Source organism: Betaproteobacteria bacterium (assembly GCA_016720925.1).
GTDB lineage: Bacteria > Pseudomonadota > Gammaproteobacteria > Burkholderiales > Usitatibacteraceae > UKL13-2.
Genome location: JADKJR010000001.1, coordinates 530,145 through 553,642, shown reverse-complemented (window position 1 = coordinate 553,642; position 23,498 = coordinate 530,145). Strand labels below are relative to the sequence as shown.

22 protein-coding genes and 2 pseudogenes are annotated in these 23,498 nt (G+C 56.1%); 11 read left to right on the top strand and 13 right to left on the bottom strand.

Annotation, left to right across the window (positions count from 1 at the left end; genetic code table 11):
* Positions 1–209 precede the first annotated feature (209 nt).
* Positions 210–944 (top strand): hypothetical protein, encoded by a 735-nt coding sequence (locus IPP88_02715; GenBank protein ID MBL0121668.1) that lies wholly within the window; start codon positions 210–212, stop codon positions 942–944.
* 21 nt (positions 945–965) lie between these two features.
* Positions 966–1,220: a hypothetical protein gene (locus IPP88_02710; protein ID MBL0121667.1), complete on the top strand. Its 255-nt coding sequence runs from the start codon at positions 966–968 to the stop codon at positions 1,218–1,220.
* A 94-nt stretch (positions 1,221–1,314) separates the two neighbouring features.
* Here IPP88_02710 and IPP88_02705 read toward each other — a convergent pair whose 3' ends face one another.
* Entirely contained in the window at positions 1,315–1,851 is a 537-nt protein-coding gene (locus IPP88_02705; protein MBL0121666.1) for a hypothetical protein, read from the bottom strand.
* Positions 1,852–2,008: 157 nt separating this feature from the next.
* Here IPP88_02705 and IPP88_02700 point away from each other — a divergent pair, with 157 nt between their 5' ends.
* The 4 genes from IPP88_02700 to IPP88_02685 all read left to right on the top strand — a co-directional run bounded on the left by IPP88_02700 (position 2,009) and on the right by IPP88_02685 (position 5,035).
* Positions 2,009–2,698: a DUF2461 domain-containing protein gene (locus IPP88_02700; GenBank protein MBL0121665.1), complete on the top strand. Its 690-nt coding sequence runs from the start codon at positions 2,009–2,011 to the stop codon at positions 2,696–2,698.
* A gap of 164 nt (positions 2,699–2,862) precedes the next feature.
* Entirely contained in the window at positions 2,863–3,537 is a 675-nt protein-coding gene (locus IPP88_02695) for a hypothetical protein (protein MBL0121664.1), read from the top strand.
* 203 nt (positions 3,538–3,740) lie between these two features.
* Positions 3,741–4,346: an RNA polymerase sigma factor gene (locus IPP88_02690; protein ID MBL0121663.1), complete on the top strand. Its 606-nt coding sequence runs from the start codon at positions 3,741–3,743 to the stop codon at positions 4,344–4,346.
* On the top strand, positions 4,343–5,035 hold the full coding sequence (locus tag IPP88_02685) for a hypothetical protein (protein ID MBL0121662.1): 693 nt from the start codon (positions 4,343–4,345) through the stop codon (positions 5,033–5,035). The genes IPP88_02690 and IPP88_02685 overlap by 4 nt, the downstream gene beginning before the upstream one ends.
* 674 nt (positions 5,036–5,709) lie before the next feature.
* Here the strand turns inward: IPP88_02685 and IPP88_02680 are convergent.
* Positions 5,710–5,790: pseudogene (locus IPP88_02680) on the bottom strand (collagen-like protein).
* A gap of 962 nt (positions 5,791–6,752) precedes the next feature.
* Between IPP88_02680 and IPP88_02675 the strand changes: the two are divergent.
* Positions 6,753–7,181, top strand: coding sequence for a pyrophosphatase (locus IPP88_02675; protein ID MBL0121661.1), 429 nt, complete (start codon positions 6,753–6,755; stop codon positions 7,179–7,181).
* A 232-nt stretch (positions 7,182–7,413) separates the two neighbouring features.
* Here IPP88_02675 and IPP88_02670 read toward each other — a convergent pair whose 3' ends face one another.
* From IPP88_02670 to IPP88_02620, 11 genes are all read right to left on the bottom strand, one after another.
* Positions 7,414–7,956, bottom strand: coding sequence for a hypothetical protein (locus IPP88_02670; protein MBL0121660.1), 543 nt, complete (start codon positions 7,954–7,956; stop codon positions 7,414–7,416).
* A 212-nt stretch (positions 7,957–8,168) separates the two neighbouring features.
* On the bottom strand, positions 8,169–8,543 hold the full coding sequence (locus tag IPP88_02665) for a DNA cytosine methyltransferase (protein ID MBL0121659.1): 375 nt from the start codon (positions 8,541–8,543) through the stop codon (positions 8,169–8,171).
* Positions 8,521–8,886 (bottom strand): DNA cytosine methyltransferase, encoded by a 366-nt coding sequence (locus tag IPP88_02660; protein ID MBL0121658.1) that lies wholly within the window; start codon positions 8,884–8,886, stop codon positions 8,521–8,523. Before IPP88_02660 ends, IPP88_02665 begins: the two co-directional genes overlap by 23 nt.
* 7 nt (positions 8,887–8,893) lie before the next feature.
* Complete coding sequence (locus IPP88_02655; protein ID MBL0121657.1) at positions 8,894–9,358, bottom strand: DNA cytosine methyltransferase; 465 nt, start codon at positions 9,356–9,358, stop codon at positions 8,894–8,896.
* On the bottom strand, positions 9,358–10,044 hold the full coding sequence (locus IPP88_02650) for a hypothetical protein (protein MBL0121656.1): 687 nt from the start codon (positions 10,042–10,044) through the stop codon (positions 9,358–9,360). The genes IPP88_02655 and IPP88_02650 overlap by 1 nt, the downstream gene beginning before the upstream one ends.
* 351 nt (positions 10,045–10,395) lie before the next feature.
* A complete protein-coding gene (locus IPP88_02645) occupies positions 10,396–11,109 on the bottom strand; it encodes a DUF262 domain-containing protein (protein MBL0121655.1) in 714 nt (237 codons plus the stop codon).
* Between the two features lie 650 nt (positions 11,110–11,759).
* Positions 11,760–12,101, bottom strand: a complete 342-nt coding sequence (locus tag IPP88_02640) for a DUF2399 domain-containing protein (GenBank protein MBL0121654.1) — start codon at positions 12,099–12,101, stop codon at positions 11,760–11,762.
* Positions 12,102–12,271: 170 nt separating this feature from the next.
* A complete protein-coding gene (locus IPP88_02635) occupies positions 12,272–13,528 on the bottom strand; it encodes a hypothetical protein (GenBank protein ID MBL0121653.1) in 1,257 nt (418 codons plus the stop codon).
* Between the two features lie 181 nt (positions 13,529–13,709).
* Complete coding sequence (locus IPP88_02630; protein MBL0121652.1) at positions 13,710–15,578, bottom strand: hypothetical protein; 1,869 nt, start codon at positions 15,576–15,578, stop codon at positions 13,710–13,712.
* A 246-nt stretch (positions 15,579–15,824) separates the two neighbouring features.
* Positions 15,825–16,388, bottom strand: a complete 564-nt coding sequence (locus tag IPP88_02625) for a hypothetical protein (protein ID MBL0121651.1) — start codon at positions 16,386–16,388, stop codon at positions 15,825–15,827.
* Positions 16,370–16,960, bottom strand: a complete 591-nt coding sequence (locus IPP88_02620) for a patatin-like phospholipase family protein (GenBank protein ID MBL0121650.1) — start codon at positions 16,958–16,960, stop codon at positions 16,370–16,372. The genes IPP88_02625 and IPP88_02620 overlap by 19 nt, the downstream gene beginning before the upstream one ends.
* Before the next feature lie 608 nt (positions 16,961–17,568).
* Between IPP88_02620 and IPP88_02615 the strand changes: the two genes are divergently transcribed.
* The 4 genes and pseudogenes from IPP88_02615 to IPP88_02600 all read left to right on the top strand — a co-directional run bounded on the left by IPP88_02615 (position 17,569) and on the right by IPP88_02600 (position 23,444).
* The gene (locus IPP88_02615; protein MBL0121649.1) at positions 17,569–17,874 is read left to right on the top strand and encodes a hypothetical protein; all 306 of its coding nucleotides are present in this window, start codon (positions 17,569–17,571) and stop codon (positions 17,872–17,874) included.
* Complete coding sequence (locus IPP88_02610) at positions 17,853–19,898, top strand: TerB N-terminal domain-containing protein (protein MBL0121648.1); 2,046 nt, start codon at positions 17,853–17,855, stop codon at positions 19,896–19,898. Before IPP88_02615 ends, IPP88_02610 begins: the two co-directional genes overlap by 22 nt.
* Positions 19,895–21,193, top strand: a complete 1,299-nt coding sequence (locus IPP88_02605; protein MBL0121647.1) for an ATP-binding protein — start codon at positions 19,895–19,897, stop codon at positions 21,191–21,193. Before IPP88_02610 ends, IPP88_02605 begins: the two co-directional genes overlap by 4 nt.
* Positions 21,193–23,444 (top strand): annotated as a pseudogene (locus tag IPP88_02600) (DEAD/DEAH box helicase). The gene IPP88_02605 and the pseudogene IPP88_02600 overlap by 1 nt, the downstream one beginning before the upstream one ends.
* Positions 23,445–23,498 lie beyond the last annotated feature (54 nt).

Genomic DNA, 23,498 nt, shown 5'->3' with positions numbered 1-23,498 from the left:
CAGAATGCCGCCGTGAAGGTACCGCGAACAATCATCCGGGCGACAGCAGAAAAAAGTAGCGAGGCCCAGCGAAGATCGCAAATGTTGTTTCGTCGCTCCTCTTCCAACTGAGGCAAAATTCGTCTCAAATGCATCGCGAATAGAGGGCATCACGAGAACGTCATTGCCGTAAATCGTGTCTGATCCCCCGTTACTGCCAAGGAGCCATTATGCGCAACAGATTGGAAATGCACCGCGTTGAAGCGCGGTTGATAACGGCGGGACGCGTCGCTGGCTTGCACATCGTTGGCTTGCACGTCGTTAGCTTGCTCTGCGCCGTCCTGTTCGCAGGCTGTGCCGCGCTCGAAAAAGCGCCGGTGAGCGATCCGGTTCAGAACGACGTGACAAAAGGTGCTGCGGTCGCAACGGCGATGCCGACTGTCCCGGCGGACAAGACACCGCCCAAGGCCACGACAGCGGTGGACACTGTTGCACCCGCACCACCGGCCACTTTATCCGCCGCGCCCGGCTCGACAAGTCAGTCTGCTGCCAACGCGGCTGCACCGTCGGCCACCGCACCGGCAAAGGCCCCGGTCTCTCCCGCGCCTGCCGGACCGCTTGCAAAAAAGGAGGCCCCGCCTTCAGGGCCGCTGAAATCAGCCGCATCAACGCCGCTCGATCTCAAATCCCTTGAGACGAGACTCAAGGAAACCAAAGCCATTGGTGTGTTCACCAAAATCGCGCTCAAGAATCAAGTCGACGACTTGTTGAATCAATTCCGCGCTTATTACCAGGGACATCTCAAAATCACGTTGGCCGAACTTCGGCGACCGTATGAGATGCTGCTGCAAAAAGTGCTTGCGCTCCTCCAGGATGGCGATCCGCCGCTTGCAGGCGCGATTGTGGCATCGCGTGAAGCCCTCTGGGGCATCCTCGCCGATCCCGCCAAGTTCGCCACCATCTAATCATTTGCCAGGAGAAACAACGTGATGAAAAACATTAAGGGCTGGATAACCATCGTCGCGATATCGGCATTTCTCGCCGGGAACGCGCGTGCCGCGGAAGATGCCGCGCTCCTCAAGGACTTGACCGCTGTCATCGCGCTGCTGGGTTTGCCGTGTGGTCAGGTGATCAGTGCGACGCGATTGACGGACAACGACCACGTGGCGACCTGCAAGGACGGCAACCGCTATCGCGTATTCGTGAATGCAGAAGGACGGGTCGTCGCACAGAAACAATGAAAAAGGGAGTCTGCGGCGCGGACACTAAATAAACGCTCGGCAAGCCTGGCAGTTCGACAAAGAGCGCGAGCGCGGTTCACAGTGTTCACACCTGTCAAAACCCCATGCGCTTGCCTTCTCCCGTGCCCTCAATGCCGCTTTCAACTGATTTGCCCGCCTGGTCAAACATGTCCCAGCGGATGATCGACTTGAAGGACTTGCCATCTGCCGACAGCGTGATCTTTTCCGAGAGAACGCCGTGGCCGTCGGGCAGCCAGCCGCCACCCTTGGCGATTTCCTCAAGCGGCTTGGCCGACTTCGTCAGGAACACTTCGTAGCGCGCTTGGAATTGCCGCGCGCCTGTCTTCTTCCACACACCGTAGGCGGGCGGTCCCGGCGGCGAGCCGTCGTAGTTTGAGGATTCGGTCATCGTGCCGCCGTGGTTGAAGGCGTACATGAATTGGAGATCCTTCCAATCCGCCAGCATGCCGCTCTTGAACTGCACCTTTGCTTTCCACGCGCCGGCCAACGCGTCACTCGTCGCGGCGCTTTGCGTGCGTGAAGACGCCACCTCGGAAGCCACGTCGCCCCATCCTGCCACTGGCAGCAGCAGGGCCGATATTGCCAACACGAATGCCATCATGCGTTTCATTGCGGGTCTCCCTATTTTGATAGTCCGTTCAAAGAACTCGACGCGACGCGAAATTCCACGGGTTCAAGCCTTGCAATGTAGCATTGCTAGGCTGCTGGACCCGCCCCTGAGCTGGTTCATATATTGCGAAACCTGACGCCGTACCCGCGATCTCACGATAAACCGCCTGACCCCATCATGCACCTCCCTTCCCTCTTCCAATTTCCTCACCGGCCTTCACGACAACAACAACCGCCCCTGGTTCCTGCATAACAAACCACAGTTCGACATCCTCAACGAAGAGTTCACCGACCTGGTAGCGGAGGTAGGCGAGAGGGTGCGAAAATTTGACGCGGCCCTTCCACCATTCGAGCCAAAGAAGGCAGTGTTCCGCATTTATCGCGACGTGCGTTTTGCCAAGGACAAGTCGCCGTACCATGCGCATTTTGGCGCGGTGATTGGCGAGCGGAACATGGCAGACAAGTTGCGGCCGGTGAATTATTTTCAGATTGATCACAACGCGCGCTTGCTCATCTCGTCCGGCATTTATTGCCCGCCGCCGGCGGTACTGAAGATCATCCGCGATAACATCGTCGCGCGTCCCGCGTCACTCACGCGAGCACTCACGGATCCATCATTCAAGAAAACGTTTGGTGATCTCTCCAGCGAGGACCGCATGAGCCGCGTGCCGACCGGATATGAGAAGGATCATCCGCTGGCCACGTACCTGATGAACCGTCACTACTTATGCGAGGCGACGCTGGATCTTTCAACGCGCGCGGCGAAAGGCTTGCCGCGGAAGATTGCGGATATGTTTGAGGCCGCGATGCCCGTGGTGACCTGGTTGCGGGGAATCAAGAGCGCATAAATTGGTGAAGCAAGCGCGTAAGCAAGCAACGAGGTCAGCGCGAATGGTTTTCAAAACAAATAGTGCTCTCCCCTATGACTCTACTGAGGCCTTGCCGCAGTAGACTGATGCATGCGTTTGGGATAGTCTGAATCTTCCATCCTCGACGCATGGAGAGATTGAACATGCTTGAAATGGCTTCATTTCGGCGCAGTCTGATCGGCATGGGCACGGTTGCCGGGCTCGCCTCGCTGCACATATCATCGCCTGCGTTTGCCGATGCCCCCATCTGGGCCAACGCCAGGGTGGTCAAGGCGACTCAGACTGATTGCGGCACCAAGCGCTACCTGGTTTTCAAGGGCAATGCCGTCCGTGGGCCGACGCCGCGCGATGCCCCCGGCTGCAAGTCGACCGAAAGGGTCTATCGCCAGATCAATGTGTCGCAGGCGTTCTTCAGGCCCGGGGGCAAAGGGCAGATCTCCGCGCAGGGCGTCGATGCGGCCACGATTCTCTGCAGCAACGGAGATGCACTGATCATTGTGGGCCGCAGCAGCGAAGTAGCCCTGGCTGTCAGGCGCATGCCGGCGCCGCGGGGATGCGCTTACGAAATGCGCAAACTTCAGCAGGTTTCCAGTGTAGGCAGCATTCCCTTCACGGATGTCGCCAACGGTGGAACGATGTCGGTCAAAGAAAGCCTGGCAATCCACGCCGAAGAGCGCCGAAAAACCATTGCGGAATGCAACGCCAGCGCAGCGTGCCGAGCGGAAATGAGTCGAATCAACAGGGAAAACGCCATCGCCGAGTACAACGAGTGCATGAAGCCAGGTGGCGCCACGCGGGTCTGCTCCAGGCCAAAGTAGTTCAAGTGTGCGCAAGGAACTCTATCGAACTCTATCGGGCCGGGCTCGATAAATTCCTCTGGATGATTCGTGCCGGAAATAAGTGCGCGCCTGGCCCGCTTAATTGTGCTTCTGGGCAATAGTGGATATCCCGCTATCCGGCCATTTGAAAGATATTTTCCGCCCACCGTGATTTATTCCCGTCACCGCGCGAATAACGCATCATGCAAGCCAAACTCAACCCCGACGTCATGTCCCCGAACAACCACCCCGGCGACCACGCCAAGGCCATGCCTTCCACCGCCGCGGAACTGACCGGCGAATTCATCGCCCGCCTGACCCAACACCAGCGGATTCTTTTCAAGGTCGCGTACATGTACTGCCGCGACCGCGACGACCGGCAGGACCTGGTACAGGAGATGTTGATCCAGGTGTGGCGTGGATATGAACGGTTCGATGGGCGGGTGCAGTTTTCGACGTGGATGTATCGCATCGCCGTCAACGTGGCCATCACGCATTACCGCAGCGAGCGCCGGCGCGTGCGCGATACCGTGCCGCTTGAGGAATACGGACTCGACATCGCCGCCGCCGATGCGCTCTTCGATCACGACAGCGACAACATGCGTGCGCTGCGGCAGATGATCAATGGACTTGACGAATTGAACCGCGCGTTGATCCTGCTTTTCCTCGAAGGCTTCAGCAGCGAGGAAATCGCCGAGGTCGTCGGCATCAGCGCAAGCAACGTCAGCACCCGCATCAATCGACTGAAAACCAAACTGCAAGCCGCATTCCACGAACTGAACGCACAGAAAGAAGGAAAGCCCGCATGAACCTCACACTCGATGACCTGAAAACGGAATGGATGGCGCGCGATCGCCAGTTGGAAACCCAGCTGCGCATGAACACACTGCTGCTTCGCGAAACCCTTGTGGAAAAACACAGCGCACACCTCGGCCGCGCCACCGCCGGCAACGTGGTCCAGATCCTGTTCAGCATCCCGTTCCTCGCGTTCTTCGGGTGGTTCATCGCCCGCCACATCGATCAGCCCGCCTTCCTGCTGCCGGCCGTGTTGCTGCAGGCCTGGACCGTGGTGATGCTGGCATTGAACATCCATCAACGCAGCCAGCTGCGCGGCCTCGACTACGGCCGCCCGGTGCTGGAACTGCAAAGCCAGATCGAGCAAATCAAGATCGCGCGGCTCAACACATTCAAGTGGGCGTTCCTCACCGGACAGCTGCTGTGGTGGATTCCCTTTGTGCTGGTGCTGTTCAAAGGCCTGCTGGGTGTGAACCTCTACACCGTTTCCGCATTCATGCCGACATTCATCGCGTGGAGTATTGCCTTCGGCGTCGCCTTCATTCCCTTCGCGTTGTGGGCATCAAAGCAACTGGCCGGGCGGCTGGGTAAATCGCCACGGTTCCAGAAATTCACGGATGGGATTGCGGGGAGAGATGTGGTGGTGGCGAGGGAGTTTTTGGAAAAGCTGGCGCAGTTTGGGCGCGAGTCAGAGGGGCGGTGATGCGCTGACAGACCCACCACCAAACACTAGCACTGGTGCGGCTTCCCGAGGATAAATGGCCTGGATCGCCTGTAAATGCTGGGGTTTCGGCCTTTTTTGCTGAAAAATGGTGGCCCCATTTATCCTCTCCTTGCAAAACAAATAGCGTTGACCCCTTTGATTTCCGCAATATTCACTTTTCGCCATCGACCTGCTCGCACGAATGACTAGGAGATCCCGCCGATCGGTTGCAGGGTCAGGATCGCGGATTCCACGCCGGAGCCGTAGTCGACAATGGGCGGGCTGTTGCCATCCCACGTGCCCCAGCAGACCAGCCTGACATCTGTGCTTAAGATCCCGGCTGACACCGTCGCCTGCATCGAGATCGACACGCCGTTCGCGCCTGTGCTGTTCCCACTACTGTCCTTGCCGGTACGCCAATGGACATCCCGGCGCGTGCCGGCGATGTCGCTAAACGGTGTGCCGAGAATTGCCGGGTACGCGAGGCTCTGCAACTTGCAGTGGTAGTTGAAGTACAGTGTTCCGAAGTTGTTGAGCTGTGCGTCGACGCGGACGAGGAACGTGCCGGCGCCGCCGGTGTTCTTCAGCAGCACCGGTTGGGCGTTGGCTTCTCCGACGGCCAAGTTGTCGATCGAGAAGCAGCAATTCGGCATCGAGGCGACCCGCACCGTCGGCAGCGGTCCCACTGGCCCCTGCGCTCCTGCGGGCCCCTGCACTCCTGCTGGCCCCGGCCCGGTCGGCCCGGCAGGGCCTGCAACCGCACCGATCACATTTGCCACCGGAATTGTCGCCGTCGTGATCGACCCGGTGAGTTGCGAGGCAGCGATCGTCGCGCCTGCCGCGACCGCATTCGCCGTATCCGCTCGCAGCGCATACGGCACGGCGCTCAGCGGCTGGCGTTTCTCCATCTGGGCGTCACTGTTGATTTGCACGCTGAGGAAATATGGGACATCGAACGGAATTTTCAGACCGTTGTTGCTGCCCAGTACCGCATTGAAGAGGCCGTTCGTCACACCAACGCCCGACTGCGTCTCTTCCCACACTCGCTCGCCACCCGAGGCCGCCGCGTAGAGGCGGAAAGTGACATTCACAGCCTTATTCACCGGTGTTCCTGCGCTGTCGGTGAGATAGCCCTGGTAGTTGATGGTTTGCGGGATTTGCGCTTCTCCATTGCCTGCGGCAAAGAATACGACGGCAAACGCCAGGATCGGCAGAAATGACTTAAGGCAGCGGAGGATCATGGTGGCTCCAGTTTCAGTCAAGCAACAAAGGGAGATTCTCGAAACCTCATTTCCGTTCGCCCTGAGGTATCGAGGGGCCTTGCGGCATCAAACGTATCAGACATTTATGTTGAATGTGCTTCGATACCTCAGCACGAACGGAGGTAAATAGAGGTTCCCCAAATGGTTGCGCCATAATTAGCGCGCGTTTCCGGCCAACAATGACCGGAAAACCGCACCAGCGCTTGGGTTTGATGGAAACGCAACCATCGCACCTTCGAGACGGCGCCTCATACCAATAAACGAGATCGGCAGGTAAATGCCGCCATCACCCGGAGTTAAAGAGCCTGACTCGCATGACTTTCAGGATCCAAACTCTTGAGAGCAAATGCGTTCCTGGCCCGCCATTATTCGCAAGTGGGGACTGGCGCGCGGCAAATTCTGCTGCAAACTTGCGTGATTGCATCGCAATTATCAAACCAGCATTGGAGAACTCAGTGAACAAACCCTTTGCAGAACGCATCGCTCTCATGAATGAAATGTATAGCCTGCCACGCCACGCCGTTCCCACCATCCCGGCAGACGTCGCAGACCGGCTGGGCAAATTCAAGAACACGTTGCGCGATGAAGTCGACGAGATCGATGAGATCGTTGCGGCCGCGGCGAATGGCGCAAGCGCAACCGACCTGGCGGTTGCCATTGCCGATGTACTCGGCGACATCATCGTCTACTGCCGGTCGGAAGCCCTCAAATATGGTCTCCCGCTCGAGGACGTATTGAATGTGATTATGGATAGCAACGAAAGCAAGCTCGGCGCCGATGGAAAACCGATCTACGATGAGAATGGCAAATTCCTGAAAGGGCCTGGTTACTGGAAGCCGGAGCCGAAGATTCGCGAAATGCTTGGGCGCGTGGGTACCAGTTGAACGTCAGGGTGGAAAAGGCGTTCGTGTTGTTATTGCGACTCATATCTGGAGCAAAGGGGTCAGCGTTTTGAAAACAATTCACGCTGACCCCTTTAGTTCTGCACATGAAGTATTCTTCGCTTGATCAACCGTCGCACTTAATAGTTGAATCCGCCTGCCCCCAATTTACCGATTTATTCAAGACCGGCACACAGTGCAACTGTGTTGAGCGCCGGCTTAGACATCCTTTTGGTCATCGCAGTAAGACCTTTGTTGCGATGATGACGGAGTCGTTCTCATGCCGCGCGGCCTGTGCTCGCAGCTTTCGTTTCAAGAGGCGCGGAGACCAGTACACCCACCCCTGCCTTTTCGCATGTTGCCGAATTGGAATTACGTCCCTCGCGTAAACGTTGCCAATCACAAGCCCCAAGCGAACGGTTGTTCTGGAGTTTGCCATCGCCCTAGCTTGAAGGTCCTGCTTCAGCCTCCCCAATACTATGTTCCTGTAGTTTTCACAGGTGAACAACTTGTACTTGCCCTCCGGGATTTCCTGTGTGGCCAAGAGCGCGCTGGCTCGCGTGCCTGATGAATCCAGAAATGACTTCGCTTCGAACGCGATTATTTCGTTCTTAGAAAAGTCCAGTGCTAGTAAGTCTATTTCCGGCCTTGGAATCGTGTGCTTGCCTATTTGTCGCTTTTCTTGCTTGGAGACGTTGACCTTGAAGGATTGGACGACCCAGTAGCCATCGGCCTCAAGCAGGGTGCGGATCAGGTTTTCGAAATGATCGGAAGACATCGGAGGTGTTCGTAGAGTCTAAGACTTAAGTTGCGTAGCGCGCCGGGCAATGTCAGTTTGAATAGACTAATTGACCTTCGATACGACCATGATGAAATTAAGTTCGACTCCGACGATTCGTTTTCAATAACATGACGAACCTTGCTCTTTAGTTCATCGCATTCGAACGGAGTCTTGCGGTCAAAAGGTGCCACCTAAAATTGTGCGGCCACCTAACGCTTTGCTAGCAATGGCAGCAAGCCAAAAACAATTGCCATTGCCAGCGGCGGAGGCACCGCATTTCCAATCATCTCTCGCAGTGCCGTAACTCTTTCAATTCCTTCGAAGCTAAAGAAATCTGGGAACCCTTGAATTCGCGCAGCCTCGTGCGCAGTAATGGTTCGCCTTCGCGTCGGATGAACAAACCTCCCTTGCCCCATTGAGCCAAATCCTGAGGTTATTGTCTGCGCAGGCTGATCTTCACGAAGCCGTCCATACATTGACTTGTATGAGTGGTTGTCATTTTGGTGGCATGGCGGCCGGTGACTATTCGGCAATTCATAGAGCGCGTTTTTGAACAAGTAGTCAATGCGCAGCCGAATTCTCATTAGAAAGCCCTGCAGCGCGATTGGATGCACTAGTAGCCTCAAGACATTCGTCCTCCAAATCACGAATGAATGGAAATAGTGCAGGGCCAACAGTCGATGGTTCGACCGAGAATGTTCCGGAGAAAAATGAACTTGACCAAGCTAAGAGCGCGTGCCTTGTGCGCGTTTGCGGCAAGCCTGCCGAAGCGGCGGACACTGAAAAATCAACGCTCTTATAGCCTAGGGACGCAAGTTTCTTTTTCGCTCGAGTAACAACAGTAGATTCTGCATGCCGCACACCCGGAACATTCTCCACCAGCACAAACGATGGTCGAAGTCGCTCAGCAGCCAGAAATGGCGCCAAATAGAGTTCATTGCGGGTCGGATCTGCGAGTCGAGTTGTTCAGATCCGAGTGCCCTTGACACGGCGGCGGGCCAGCAACAAGTAAGTCAATGTGGCCAAACTCGCTATAGGGAACAACGCCGGAGCTGAAATGAAACTCCTTTGGGTCAGCAAATGCGCTCATGAGATCAGCGTGCACGATACGGTCACCGATTTTCCCAAAATTCTGTCGATAAACTGAGAGGGCGCTATCGTTGGTGTCGCAAGCCAAAACAACTTCAGTGCCAACTTGGGCCGCACGCGCAGCCTCAGAAACACCAAGCGTTAAGCCTCCGCATCCTGAGAATAGGTCTACGACTCTTATGCTCTTTGGAAAATCGCACCAGTCCGGCGCAGATGTGGAGGTCAACCATGAAACAAGGCTTGACCTCTGCTCCGCAATGTTTTGATTTTTTGCAGGCTCAAATTCCGCAGAATGAGATCTCTCGAACACTATGGCACCTTTCTGGTGCCTGCTGAGCTTCGCTCGGCCCGCTCCGCGCTTGCAACTACCCCCGAGACGAACAAGCACGTCTCTGAACATATTTGCTCTAGATCGCTCACGCCGAACTGGCGACCGCATTCAGTGAACGTTTCAAGGCCATGCGCCAATGCATTGCGTTTCGTTTTGACCGTCTTGAGCGTAGCGCCACCACTTGCGCTCTTGCTTACTGTTAAACGCAGTCCGTGTTTGCTAAATAGGATCCTTATTTCGTCCGCATCAAGATTCCCCTCGATCGGCAGATATCTCGGATTCAGAAGCAGCGGCGTGTCATTGGCGACAAATCCAATAGCTTTCTTGTGTGTTTGCGGTACGAGTCTTGAGAGCCAAGCAACATCGCGATCTTTCAATTGCTGCGTCAACCATAGCTCGCGAAACGGCTCATCAAGCGTCCGAAAGGTTGCGCTCTTCTCTTCAACTTTTTGGTATAGAAGTGCAAAGGACTGTCGAACGGAATATTCGACGAGGTTGTAGGCCATCAAAAATGTTGACGCCTTCAGTACCGACAAGCGACCGGTGACCTTCTTAGCTTCGCGCGACCCGACAAGTGGTGCTTGTTTGTCTAGTTCGCTTAGAAAGCTAATGAACTGCTCAAGTTCTTTTTGCCGGGAGGCGAATTCAGTCCGCAGTCCGGGCATGCGGGGAGTCTCCTGTTAGCAACATGTCTCGCACATACTCAACCCGGCTCGCGAGACGCGGCCCCGAATTACTTGCGTGAGTTCTGGTGAGGTAATAAAAGGCTTTGGTATTTAGCAATTCATTTGGATCAATAGCTGGCACCAAACGCGGATCAATTCTTAGCGCAAGATTTGTTCCAACAGCGATTGCCTCGAAACGGACTCTCGGCGTTGTAGTTGCGTTTTTCAGCTTTCGCGAAACCGTTCGGGAAGTACTTACTTACAAATTTTAGTGTGGCGTCAAATTCGCTGCGATATCTATCCTGATCGAAGGTCTCTCTGCGTTCTTCTACGAACTCTCCAACAAAGTTATCAACATCGTGCTTGAAGGATTTGTACAAATCGGAATAGCGAAGAACCGAGTAACAAGTTCCTCGTCCTCCTTCTTGCTAGAAGCGCAGCGCTAATTGGGCAGAGCTTCCTAAAAAGAGGGCGCGACGCCATTTGTTGGATAAACGCAATGAAAGGTCCCTGAAGGCTACCCCTTCTAGCCTCAACGGCTTTTACCTTTGAGCCATGACGGTTAATACGATGAAAAATATCTTGTCGAACCTGCTCAGTCGTTGAGTCCTCCAACACAATGCATCTAAGCGCCTTTGTTAGCAATTTCCTTTGTTGGGCCTTTGGCATCTGAGAAAAACGAAAGCCATTGAGCGAGGGAATTGCCTTCAACCCAGAGAGCGAGAAGGCATCATTCGTGAAGGACTCTAATGTGCGTACACGTTGAGCGCCATCAACAATTTCTAACCTTCCATCATCCATGTCCGCAAGAAACAACATTGGGATGGGCAATCCCAGAACGAGCGACTCAATGAACGCGGACTGCAAATCGAGCTTCCAGATGAATTCTCTCTGGTATGCGGGAACGTAGAAAAAGTCTTCGCGATACTTGTCAACAATGTAGTCCACGACAAAGTCGCGAGTGTCGTACTTGACCTCAACCTGCTTCGCCTTTATTTCCGCTTCAAGTCTTTCAAGCTCTTGGTCCGTAGCTATCACCACGTAGTCATTTGTAGGTTTCTGCATCCGCCGCACAATCACTCCGAGCTGAAACAACGACCTACGCACGCGCAGACAGAAATACGTCGAGCGCGCCTTCGGGTTGCGCTGCCAGAAAGTCCTGGATATGTCGCTTCAAATGCAAATTTCCTATATTTCAACATTTTCATTTACCTCGTCAATGACTTACGCATCTCACAACTCGTACGCGAATTCACTCTCTCAGACGCCTTATTCACGAGTGCTGTTGAATCAAGCAACTTCCTGAACCGCCAGGATATGAAACCGACATTTCATTTGTTGGCTCATTCATACCTGCAATAGCCGACCGAATAAGAATAGTGAATTACTTGTTCCCCGTCGCCACATCGTATCGGGTTTAAGAAAAGCGCACGGCCTTGCGCGTTCCGTGAAACGTGGCACAAAGAGGCCAGGAACGACACAAGTACCATTCCAGAAAAAACAATAATACCACTACCAATTGGGGTAGCGTGACCCCTCCACCACACTTTGGTGCGTAAGCTAAACTTTTTCGTTCGAGCTATTCGGTAACCTGCTCTTCGGTATTCCAAACAACTCGTCCGCACTGAATATGCCGCGCAATTGAGTCTGGACACGCCGCCATAATTCCGCGTACGGGACCCTCGCTAGACTTGGAGCAAGGACGTAACCATTCGTCACTCTGCAAGACCTTCTTGCTCGACCGTAAATCCGGCAGCGGCAATCGCTTCACCCAAGTCCTGCCAGCCCGCCGCCATAGCGAAATGCTTGATTCGGGCAATGGTACCGGGCTTGGCGATAGTGCGGCGAGCGAGTGGCAGGTCTGCTGGCCACATCAACCAAGGTTTGATTTTATGACCAGCGCCGCTTGCGTCATGGGCTAACGACGCTGCGATCCAGAACCCGCCTTCATCGATATCTCCCCAGTGATAGACCGGCACACCCAATTTCAACTCCCTTAGCAACCGCACGTACATTGCACGCCAAGCTGGCGTAGGCACCCCAGCTGTATAGATCAACAGGATATTTTCACTGTATCGACGCCTTGCTTCGCTATGGAATGTCTTTCAGTCAATAGTTAGATCGCAGTGGATTTACTCGCCGTTCACCACAAGATAAAAGGAATCAGCGTACGAGGATCGTGAGTACCCGCCCACGGCAATACCTCACTCTCGCGATTCGCGTATCCCTAAAACGGAATGTGAGTCTCTATATAGTTCTTCTTGACCACGGTAAACGTATTCGGATCAGCCTTATCTTCTTTGTCGCTTCGCGCGAGCCTGCAGTTCTTATGCGCGAATGCGCGTAGCAATGGTTCCCGGGGAATACTCGGCCAAATTGACCGTTCCATTGTTGACGCCATCGCGGTTATCGCGTCACCGATGCTATCCTCAACGAACGCCTTGGGTGTTGCGTTGTGGCTACAGTGATGGCCCACTTTGTAGAAACTAGTCTTGCTCAGCATCTCGCTCCATTCTGGGTCGTTCATTGCGGCATTCCAGGTTCCCCACTGCGCATCTCCTGGGAACAACAAATAGGTGCCGCCAATTTCCAGCATGAGCATGAGGCTTGTACCGTTGACGGCCGAATCGAGGGCCACCGCCACTTCCAAGGCGGAATAGTCGGTGCCACGACCGATGTCGCGCCGGTCCGACAAATTGATATGGTCCATATAGGCAGACGTCATTTCGTTTTCGTGAAATTCGAATTCCTCCGCAAACGGTCGGCATAACTCTTCGATGGACATCGCTCTTTCCGCCTGCAGTTGCATGTAGCTCTTCCCCTTGGGCGGATCCATTTCCTTGATCACCTTCTCGTCGCGCGATGGACCAAGCACGTGAACCGTGACCCCGGGCAATACGTCGGTGACGAAAGATCGTTCGACAATCGGCGCTTTTTTCCCGCCTGCCAGCGAGAGATTGGCACTATCTTGCTTTGCCAATTTTGGAAGAAAGCGTCGCCGAGGATTGCCGACGAATCCATGGTGAAGGAGATCCATCGCCTTAGCATTGCTCATTGCATTGAGCAGCAAGGTCGGCCCCAGGGCCAAGTTGTTGGTCGGTCCGTCTGCGGCTAGCGCTAGCTGAGCAAGGTTATTGCCAGTGAAAGAAAGTGCCAGCGATGCGGTCAATTTGCTCTGTGCATCACGGATTTCTTTGGCTGTTTTGTCGGACTCATCTTCCGTCCACGGCATCCAAACCTCCTGAACAGCAACTTCAGCCCAACCCGCGGTGGCGAATCCTGAGACGTGGTCCTTATGCCGGTGAGTCGCGACAATCACATCGATTGCCGGACCGCTTCCATCGACAGTGCAATCGGCGATAATTTGTTTCGAGACATCGCCAATACTTTTCGGGCCCTTCGCGATTGAGCCGCAGTCGAAGAGAATTTTGCGCTCACCTTCGCTCGTCGGGACGGTAACGAGGAAAGCGTCGCCAAAGCCCACGTTGTACATACGCACGGTAATTGCCTTGCGCGTCTTTGGACCTGGTGCCGCCGGTTTCCTTTTTGCCGCGGGCGCCGCAGGGGCCTTAGCGGGTTTCTTTACAATCTTTACCGCTTTAGCGGGAGCGACTGACTGTTGACGTCCGCCATGACGCGCAAGGCTTTGTTTGCTTGCCATATTGTTACTCCTCATGCAGACGGGCTAGATTGGCTAGGCGCAACATCCGTTGGCTATGCTCTTCAGTCGTCATATAAGATATTCCCGGGTCACGTGCATCATGACTGCTGACGAAGGCGCGTTGTTGTGCGAGCCGCTGTTGGCCTTGTTTGCGAAATTCATCAGGCACAACATCTGACGCCATTGGCTTGCGCACAACGTATCTGACAGCACCGTCTGTGTTGATAACAAGCGTCGCGCCCCCTCGAAACGGCAAACCGCCAAGTTCGTTCTTGAGACTACGGTCGGCCTGAGCGAACTGCGCGATAAGCTCAATGACCAGTCGCCCGTTTGGTGCCACTCTGAACACGGGATGAAAACCATGGACTTCAATTTTTCGTGAATTTTCGAGTCCTAGGGCGGCAGCGTTCTCCGTGGCATATCGGTTCAGACGCTTTGCCATTTCCTCGCCTACGTTTACTTCGATCTGGCCATCATCGTCGGAATCGAGCATGCTGCTCGACGTCTTTTGGTAGCGATCGCCATATCGTCCAGAGAGCGAGCTCGACTCCGACTCAGCCCCCGCTCTCCTGCTGTCCAGGTCAAAGTCGAGTACGGCCGAGAAGAATAACTCAGGTAACAAATCCATGATGTCCTGGGGCAAGTCCGGTATTCGACCGCGGGGGGTATCCCACAGAAGCGATTCCTCGGCGAGTGACACGACGCCCGATGCATAAATCCCACGCAGTCGAAAAGCCTCAATCATCGCGCCGCGCAAGCCGAGGTCATCCTCTGGATTCAGCTCATAGTCTGCCGTGACCAAACCGCGCAAGAAGTCGCCGAACGTGATATCGACCGGCGGCAGATAATCGAACGCGCGGATGCACATGTCGAGAACGCGTTGCGCAGTTTTTGAAGCCTCAATGGCAATCCGGTTTACGAGATCTGGATGCAAATCGCCGGACGGTAGGACACCGCTTCCACCTGTTGCAATGCGGATCAAGTCGTAGATTCGCCGCTGATAGGTTTTATAGAAGCCATCGAATACGGCAGCCACAAGTATCGAGCCCCGGTCATGCGGTTCCACAACCGTCTCGTAAAGTCGAGCGGCAGGTTGGTCTAAAGCGGAGCGAAGGGATTTCCCTGAGCCGGTAGCGTAGCCAAATTGACGGGCCAGCTCCACGAGAGTGGTGGGCGAGCGGATATCACTGCGGGTCTTGGCTATCTGCTCTCGCAAGACTTCCGGAAACGAAAAATGTTGAAACAACGCCACGATGTCCGAGAAGCCCTCGTGAAAAGCGAGTACGTCATGGTTTGATGGCTCAAGGAAAAGGGGGCGCAGTCTGTCTACGACTTTGTGCGTTACTTCATGTGCAATAACGTCGTGAGATAGACATGTGTATACGACTTGCCCGGGCAGATTTTCTCCAGGATCAGATTCATCCGCCCGGAAGTACCCAAACAGTACGGCGTTTAAGTTGCGCGAGTAATAAGCATTTGCGCCGTAGAAGGCGTGGGGAAATATTCGGAGCACCGGGTTTTTGCTAGTGCCGAGTTTGACCAATCGGCCAAGCGCGCGGGCAAAATTCTCGATCGTCTTCATTGCTACCGCATAAACCATTTGTTGATGAAAGCGCGGATCCGACTCCGACGGATCAAGCCCGCCTTGCATCAAGATGGCCGCGTCATCGAGATTGACGGGCTCGTAGAATGTCTTGCGCGTTCCGTCGTAGTCAATGACTGCGATGCGATGCCCGATCGGACCCGGCTGAAGTGGTTCGTTGACGATGTCCACCTTGGCGCGATTGCCGAATGTCTTGCCCAGCATCGGGTCGACGGCAAATATTTTGAGCGGTCTGCGCGTCGGTGCTGGAATGCTAGGGTTGTAATACATGATGATTTCTGTCTCCGCTTCGTCTACTTTTCGATTCCGAGAACCCGCTATGCTTATGCGTATTTTTTCGGCCTGTCGGCCATTCCGTGCGCCATGATTCTCTACCACGTAAGCCACCCGCGCTAGGAATCACGACAGGTACCTCCGTATATGAAGCTTTCTGTCAGTCTCTGGTGCGAAATGACAGTCGTTCGTTGAAAATGGCGACAGTAGATCAATCCAATCTAATGATCGAACTTGCGATCGCTATAGGCCGAACGCAGGAAAGGGCAACGTTCCCGCCGTCGTGCCAATTGCGGATACATGGCATCGAATTGCGGCATCACACAAGGCGTAACCCCAGTTGATCAAGTGCCCCTGCTCGTCTGGGCTGAACGGGTCTAGGTGTGTCCGAATAGAGGCGAGGCCCTGTGTCAGCGCGCTGTCGGCCGCAATCGGAACCATGCCGGGCAAGGCGTATTTCGCTATTTCGGTACTAATGCTCCAATAGGCCCCCCTTCTCCCGGCTTTGAAGTCACGGATCAGCCAACGCTTTCTAAGGGCACGGGACTGATCAGTCATGATGTCCATCGCTCGAACGGGTTGACGAACCCAGTCGCCTGGTGGATCAGGGTCAAACTTGAATGGCGCGCCTGCATCTGAAATCAGGATCGTATCGAACCGGTCCCAAATAGCCTCAAGGCCCATGTTGTCGTAGACACCGCCGTCGGTCAGCACCAGTTCGCGCCGCCATTCGTCACCGGTAAGTGCTGCTCCCTCTGTCGTGACCCAAAGCTTGGGGTCGGTCTTGATCACCTGCGGAGACAACACGGGGGAAATGCGCTCGAAGCGGCCACCGCTCGCGCCAGAGAAAGGTTCGGATGCGGCAACTTGCCAACCAGATAATCCGCGAGATAGGATCTTCCCATTCGAACGCTTCTTCCCGTTTGCAGGCTGGTTGCGTAAAGAACGAATTGGGGTGCCTGACCGTCAGGCAAGTCCTGTAGTGTCGCTTTGCCATACAGCGACTCATAGGCCTCGGACATTTCATCGCCAATGCTTTTGAACGGATTCAGGATGCCCCCGATGGCTGCGGGAACTGCAATTTTCCGGGCGCAAAACGCCTGAATGGGATCGGCGATATGCAACTGAAAATTTGTCGCGCAACCGCCCGCGTCAAAGCTGAGATTCTTCCAGCGCAGACCCAACAGACCGGACACAATCGAACCACCTGAAACACTGGTGATCATCTTGAGCTTCGGCAAAAGTCCGTATTCGTTCAGTCGCCAAAGCGAGCCTAGATTGAAGAGCGTCGCACGAAATCCGCCGCCCGACAGGCATATCGCGATGCCAGGTTCAAACGAAGGGGAGGTACCCACCTCAAGACTGGTCGCATCTGTCATTGTCGTTCGTGGCCTAACCTGAATGGCAATTAGTTAAATCAATTTAGCACAATTGTTAATGTCAAAAACCTACCTATGCGGGTAGGAAATGACCCGTTGTAGATTCAAAATTATGGAAAGGCGAATTCGCCGTGCGACGTAACATGACACTTCCGCTCCGCGTCATTTATTGACGCATGTGATCGCAGAATTACGGGCATAAGTCACCAAATAGCGGATGATTCTGGCGGCACCGGGCCCACATTCGAAATGCGACGAATTCGAGAAGTTAATGGCAAGCCAAGTGGCATTTGGCGATATTCAAATGCAGCCTTGGGCCGGGCTCAGTAGACTGGGTCGCCCTTGTCACATCGAGGCGGCCACCTTGATGCCCTTGGTGGAAGGCTGTTGGTCAGGCTAAGGCAGTATGGGAAGATTGCACCCAGAGCATGAATGTGCAATCCTTCCCCCATAGATCACAAAAGCGGCTCTTTGTACGCCAATCGGAATGGCGCCCGTGCAACGCAGTTTAAAAGCTGTGTCACGGGCAATGACGAAGCCGATACTTGTTGGGAGCAGTCGCCTTGGCGTTGGACTCCCATTCCCGCAATTAACGGCGCAATGGACGTATGGGCAAGAAGAAGAGCGATCCATTGGGGATCATTGGCGGCGTCGTAGTCGCCGTTGTGGTGCTCATCGCGGCAATGCCCAAAGAAGTCTGGATTGTGCTCGGCCTCTGCGTGGCGGCCTATGTCGCTTACAAGGTCTACCATGCATTCACTGCGAACGAGCCCGCCAATCCCATCGCGGAGAGTCCCGTTCCAATGCGCCCAACCGGCGCCGGTGAGAATCTTGCCAGAGAGACCGGATACCGAATACCCGAACGCCCGCGAAGCCTGGCGGTTGATGCAAGGTGGATTCCGCCAGAGAGCTAATCGAAGTAGCCGGCCTCTCATTGCCGGGCGGGATGTTGTATGTCGGTAAGAACCTGCCCACGCTCAGCGGCTACACCGATCCCGCCCTGATCGACATCACCAAGCGCGTGTCGACCTCGCGCGAAGACCCCAGCCTTCGGCAGATGGGCTATTGGCCCAGTTATTCGGAAGTCTCTCCCGCCGCGCGCCGCGCCTATCTCCAGTGGCTCGCGGGGGGAAGGCGCGACCCCCATGCCGACGTCGGCTATGTCTTCTTGTTCTTCTACGGACTGGAGCGGCGCGTGGTGATCGATGCGCCCAAAGACCCCACGGCATCGGTTGAAATACCACTCATCGCCGCCGAAGTACAACGATTGCTCTCCCTATACGGAGAAAAATCCGTCTCGGTCAGGAACTACCTGTCGCGATTCCTGGAATTGATCGCGGTACCCGCCAGTGGCGCGCCCCTATATCTCGGCCCGGTGCCCCCGCTGCCGCATTCCTATGAACTTCCCTTTTACCTGCGCCTGGCTCTCGGCCAAACGGCCGTCGACAAGGTGCCGGTCCCGGCACATATCGCCCTGGCCTGGGCGGATCATGATCCCACCATCAGTAAGCGCACGCCGGTGGTACGTTGCGCCGAGCAATATCGAGTCATGTTTCCGGCCAAGTATCGCGAATTGTGTGGTGAAGGCATCAAACTGCCCATCAACCGCACCAAGCTTAAACTGGTCTACCAGCCTGCCTCCTCGGGCTTTCGCGGCGCCGGGGAAATTTCCCGCAAGTTCGGCAATGTTCCCGATGTCACGTCGTTGGTGACCGTGACCCGCACGCTGCAGGCGGTGGTCGATGCGTGCAGCACGGAACTCGACTCTTATAGTCGCTACATCCGGAAGAACCCCGACAAGACCACGGCGCTGGAAGCGATTTTGCAGCTGCCCGCCTCGATATGGCCGCCGTCCGCCCGCGAGGTACTCGACAAGGTATCGAAAAGGATGGGGGCGGGTTTGGTGGTCATGCCGCTCGCCGAGCTGACGACCATGCTCAATGCCGGCGGCGACTTGACCCGCGACAAAATGCTCGGCTTTTCCAGGGCCCTGGAATCGATGAACATCGGCATCGAGCCCGACGTGCTCAACGGCGCCAAGCTGCCCAAAGCCAGCGACAAGATCGTGCTGTTTGCCATGCAACCGGGCGATTCGCAGTCCCGCAGTGGCAGCGGCTTCAATGCCGCCGCCGTGATGCTGCAGCTGGCGACCGCCGTGGCATTCGCCGATGGCGACCTGTCCTCGGCCGAGATCGTGCATCTGAGCAAGCAAATCGACGCCTGGCAGCACCTGACACCGGCACAGCAACGGCGCCTCAAGGCGCATCTGCGGCTGTTGATGGTCGCACCGGTACCGATGACCACCATGAAGAAGAAACTGGAGCCGCTGGATACCGCCGCCCGATCGCTCATTGCGACATTTGTCGCGTCGATTGCCCAATTGGACGGCGTCGCAAGCCAGGCCGAGATGAAGACGCTGGAAAAAATCTACACGGCCCTGGGACTCCCGTCGAAGCAGCTCTATAGCGATATCCATGTGGCCGCGACCGGCGTCCCCGAGACGGGACCATCCGCATCAGAGCAGCCACGCGCACCGGGCGACGCATATGTCCTCGACCCCGCGCGCATTGCCGCCCTGCAACGCGACAGCGACCGCGTATCGGCCCTGCTCTCCAACATCTTCGTCGACGACGCACATGTCATCGCGGATGCCGCTGCAAAAGTCACCTCAACCGAAGAGACTGACGCCGAGATAACCGAATCCACAACCGTCATGGGACTCGATTCGGTTCATTCCGCGTTCGTGCACATGATCATTTCACGGCCCCATTGGTCGCGCAGCGAACTCGAAGACGTCGCCGCCGACATGGAGCTCATGCTCGATGGCGCCCTTGAGCGTGTAAATGAAGCGGCCTTTGACAAGTACGATCTGCCGCTCACGCAGGGCGACGATCCGATCGAAACGAACACCGAGATTCTGGACAAACTAGACCCATGAGTACACCCATACGCGCCCGTGACCGTGACGCCGTGATCCAATCCCTGCGGGCGGGGGTCGTGCCGCGTGCCGGACAGCACCTGATTCAGGTCGGCCGGGCACGCGAAGTGGAAACGCTGGTGACGGACATTGCCCGCGTGGCCGACGGCGGGTCCGGCATTCGCTTTGTGATCGGCGAATACGGCGCCGGCAAGACCTTCTTTCTCAACCTGGTGCGCGCCATCGCGATGGAGAAGAAGCTCGTCACCGCCAGCGCCGACCTCAATCCGGACCGGCGATTGCATGCCAGTGGCGGTCAGGCACGATCGCTCTACGCGGAGTTGATGCGAAATCTGTCCACCCGCACCAAACCGGATGGCGGGGCGATCGCCGGGGTGGTCGAGAAGTTCGTGACCAACGCGAAGAGCGAAGCGACGGCGGCGGGTCAGACCACGGAGTCCGTCATTCGCGGCAAGCTGGACCAACTGACCGAGATGGTCAATGGCTATGATTTCGCCGACGTCATATCCGCCTATTGCCGCGGGTACGAAAACGCCGATGAACGGCTCAAGGCGGATGCCATTCGCTGGCTGCGCGGCGAATTTACGACGAAGACGGACGCCAAGAGCGCACTCGGCGTGCGGACGATCATCGACGACGCCAACTTTTATGATCAGCTAAAACTCTTCGCCCGGTTTGTGCGGCTGGCCGGCTATGGCGGTCTGCTGGTCTGCCTGGATGAACTGGTCAATATCTACAAGCTGGCCAATACCCAGGCGCGCGCGTCCAACTACGAGCAGATCCTGCGTATCTTGAACGATTCACTCCAGGGCAGTGCGGTGGGCCTCGGCGTCATCATGGGTGGAACGCCCGAGTTCCTGCTCGATACCAAGCGCGGCTTATACAGCTACACGGCGCTGCAGAGCCGGCTTGCCGAGAACACCTTTGCCCGGAACGGCCTCATCGATCACAGCGGCCCGGTCATCCGGCTCTCCAGTCTCGCCCCGGAAGACTTCTATGTACTGCTGCAAAAGATACGCAACGTCTACGCGCTGGGCGATCCGGCGAAGTATCTGGTGCAGGACGACGCCATCGCCCCGTTCATGGCGCACTGTGCGAAGCGAATCGGCGAAGCTTACTTTCGCACGCCACGAACCACCATTACCGCATGGGTCAATCTGCTGGCGATCCTTGAGCAGAACCCGGGTTCCGACTGGCAAACCCTGCTCGGTCACCTTGAAGTCGTGAAAGACAACGGTGCGGCAAATGATGCCAATGTCGACGGCGACGACGACCTTGCGTCCTTCAAAATGTAATGGCTGAGTCCACGTCGTTCCAACTCCTCGACGAACGCATCCAGCGGTGGATCTGGATGGAGGGCTGGGAAGAGCTGCGTGACGCGCAGGAGCGAGCAATACCGGCGATCCTTGATGCAAAAAGTGATGTCATCATCGCCGCGGCCACCGCCGCCGGAAAAACCGAGGCGGCATTCTTTCCGATCCTGAGCCATCTCCTTCGCAAGCATGATGACGCCAGCCTGGTCGTCTACATCAGTCCGCTGAAAGCCCTCATCAACGACCAGTTTGGCCGGCTGGAGCGTCTTTGCGAACTACTGGAGATTCCCGTGTGGCCCTGGCACGGCGACATCAACGCGTCCGTCAAAGCCAAGTTTGCCAAGAATCCCACCGGCATCTTGCTGATTACACCGGAGTCGCTGGAAGCGACCCTGTGCAATCGCGGGTTCCGGGTCGCCCAGCAATTCGCCGGGCTTCGATACTTCGTGGTTGACGAACTGCATGCGTTCATTGGGTCGGAACGCGGCAAACAGCTTCAGTCGATCATGCACCGGATTGAAACCGCCATTGGCCGCACCGTTAGCCGCATCGGGTTGTCGGCCACGCTCGGTGATATGTCCTGGCGGCGGAATTTCTGCGGCCGCGCGGCGGATCGGCTGTGGTCATCATCAATTCGACCTCGGATGAGCGGGAACTCAAGCTGCAAATCAAAGGCTATGAAGAGCCGGTTGTCATTCAACCGACCGCCATCGCCGCGAGCCAGGATGAATCGGCTGAAATGCAAACGTCGGAAAGCAAAGACGGAACTTCCACCGAGCTGGCCATCGCAACGCAGTTGTTTGGTGTATTACGCGGCTCCAACAACCTGGTATTCCCGAACAGTCGCGGCAAGGTCGAGAAGTACACGTATTTGTTGCGGAGGATGTGTGAAGACGCCCATGTGCCCAACGAGTTCTGGCCACACCATGGCAGCCTTTCCAAGGAAATCAGAACGGATACCGAAGCGGCGCTGAAGGCCAAAGAGCGGTCGGCGAGTGCCATCTGTACGAATACGCTGGAACTTGGCATCGATATTGGCGCGGTCAAAAGCATCGCGCAGATCGGATCACCTCCGTCGGTTGCGAGCTTACGCCTGCGGCTGGGTCGATCGGGACGGCGAAAGGGAGAACCGGCGATCCTGCGCGGCTACTGCGTCGAGCGCGAGCTGGATGCCCGATCGGGCGCCCTAGCCGAGCTTCGCGAGGGTACTTTCCAGATGGCGGCGATGGTATCGCTGTTGCTCGACAACTGGTTTGAGCCGCCGGTGGCGTCTGGCGCGCACCTCTCGACATTGACCCAGCAGCTGCTGTCGTTGATCGCGCAGCACGGCGGGATCACGGCAAAGGATTCCTACGCCACACTTTGCACGAACGGGCCATTCACGAATATATCCACCGAACATTTTACATGCCTGCTGCGCGAGTTTGGCCGGCGCGAGTTGATCCAGCAGGAAAGTTCTGGCGCACTCCTTCATGGCCGAGTCGGTGAAAAACTCGTCAATCACTATTCCTTCTATTCGGCATTCGCCACAGAAGAGGAATTTCGCGTCATTGCAGGCACAACCGTGCTGGGATCCCTGCCGATCACGATCGCCATTCAGCCCAAGGACTTGATTCTCTTTGCCGGCAAGAACTGGCGCATTGAGTCGGTGGATGAGGAAGGCAAGGCAATCTACGTGGTTCGGCATCGTGGCGGTCAGGCGCCGCCGTTTGGCGGATCGGGAGGGATTGTTCACGATGCCGTGCGGCAGCGGATGAAGGTGCTATATGGCGCGTCAACCATGCCCGCGTTCCTGGATGCAAACGCGGCCCGGTTCATTGCCGAGGGGCGGGCAGCCTACGTGCGGAAGGGACTTGCACGCGTATCCCTGTTGAAAGAGGGGAGCGGTGTGTTGCTTTTTACTTGGCTGGGTGACAGAGTGAACGAGGCGGTCATCATGATGCTCAAACGTGGCGGATACACGGCATATCCTTCCGGCCCGGCGATTGAGGTAACGGGTGTGGGCACGGATCGCATCAATGCGATGCTGGATTACCTTTCGGACCTTGCCGATGGGCCTGTTCCGACTCCGGGCGAGCTCCTGCACAATGCAAAGAACCTTCAGCGTGAAAAGTGGGATTGGGCGCTCCCGGAAGATTTGCTGCAACTGTCCTATGCGAGCCTTCATTTGGATATTGAAGGGGCGCACAAATGGTTGAGGCAGTTTGTGGCGATAACACCAACAAGGTCCTGAGTGCGGTGGCATAGAGTGGACAGCGATCGATTGCTGCTACGCTGACGTACGAGA

Bases quoted from the DNA above. Each gene is read 5' to 3' on its own strand.
- IPP88_02615 (MBL0121649.1), top strand. From the start codon at position 17,569: ATGGGCAAGAAGAAGAGCGATCCATTGGGGATCATTGGCGGCGTCGTA.
- IPP88_02670 (MBL0121660.1), bottom strand. From the start codon at position 7,956: ATGTCTTCCGATCATTTCGAAAACCTGATCCGCACCCTGCTTGAGGCC.
- IPP88_02665 (MBL0121659.1), bottom strand. From the start codon at position 8,543: ATGAGAATTCGGCTGCGCATTGACTACTTGTTCAAAAACGCGCTCTAT.
- IPP88_02695 (MBL0121664.1), top strand. From the start codon at position 2,863: ATGCTTGAAATGGCTTCATTTCGGCGCAGTCTGATCGGCATGGGCACG.
- IPP88_02715 (MBL0121668.1), top strand. From the start codon at position 210: ATGCGCAACAGATTGGAAATGCACCGCGTTGAAGCGCGGTTGATAACG.
- IPP88_02705 (MBL0121666.1), bottom strand. From the start codon at position 1,851: ATGAAACGCATGATGGCATTCGTGTTGGCAATATCGGCCCTGCTGCTG.
- IPP88_02650 (MBL0121656.1), bottom strand. From the start codon at position 10,044: ATGCCCGGACTGCGGACTGAATTCGCCTCCCGGCAAAAAGAACTTGAG.
- IPP88_02690 (MBL0121663.1), top strand. From the start codon at position 3,741: ATGCAAGCCAAACTCAACCCCGACGTCATGTCCCCGAACAACCACCCC.
- IPP88_02645 (MBL0121655.1), bottom strand. From the start codon at position 11,109: ATGCAGAAACCTACAAATGACTACGTGGTGATAGCTACGGACCAAGAG.
- IPP88_02630 (MBL0121652.1), bottom strand. From the start codon at position 15,578: ATGTATTACAACCCTAGCATTCCAGCACCGACGCGCAGACCGCTCAAA.
- IPP88_02685 (MBL0121662.1), top strand. From the start codon at position 4,343: ATGAACCTCACACTCGATGACCTGAAAACGGAATGGATGGCGCGCGAT.
- IPP88_02605 (MBL0121647.1), top strand. From the start codon at position 19,895: ATGAGTACACCCATACGCGCCCGTGACCGTGACGCCGTGATCCAATCC.
- IPP88_02620 (MBL0121650.1), bottom strand. From the start codon at position 16,960: ATGACAGATGCGACCAGTCTTGAGGTGGGTACCTCCCCTTCGTTTGAA.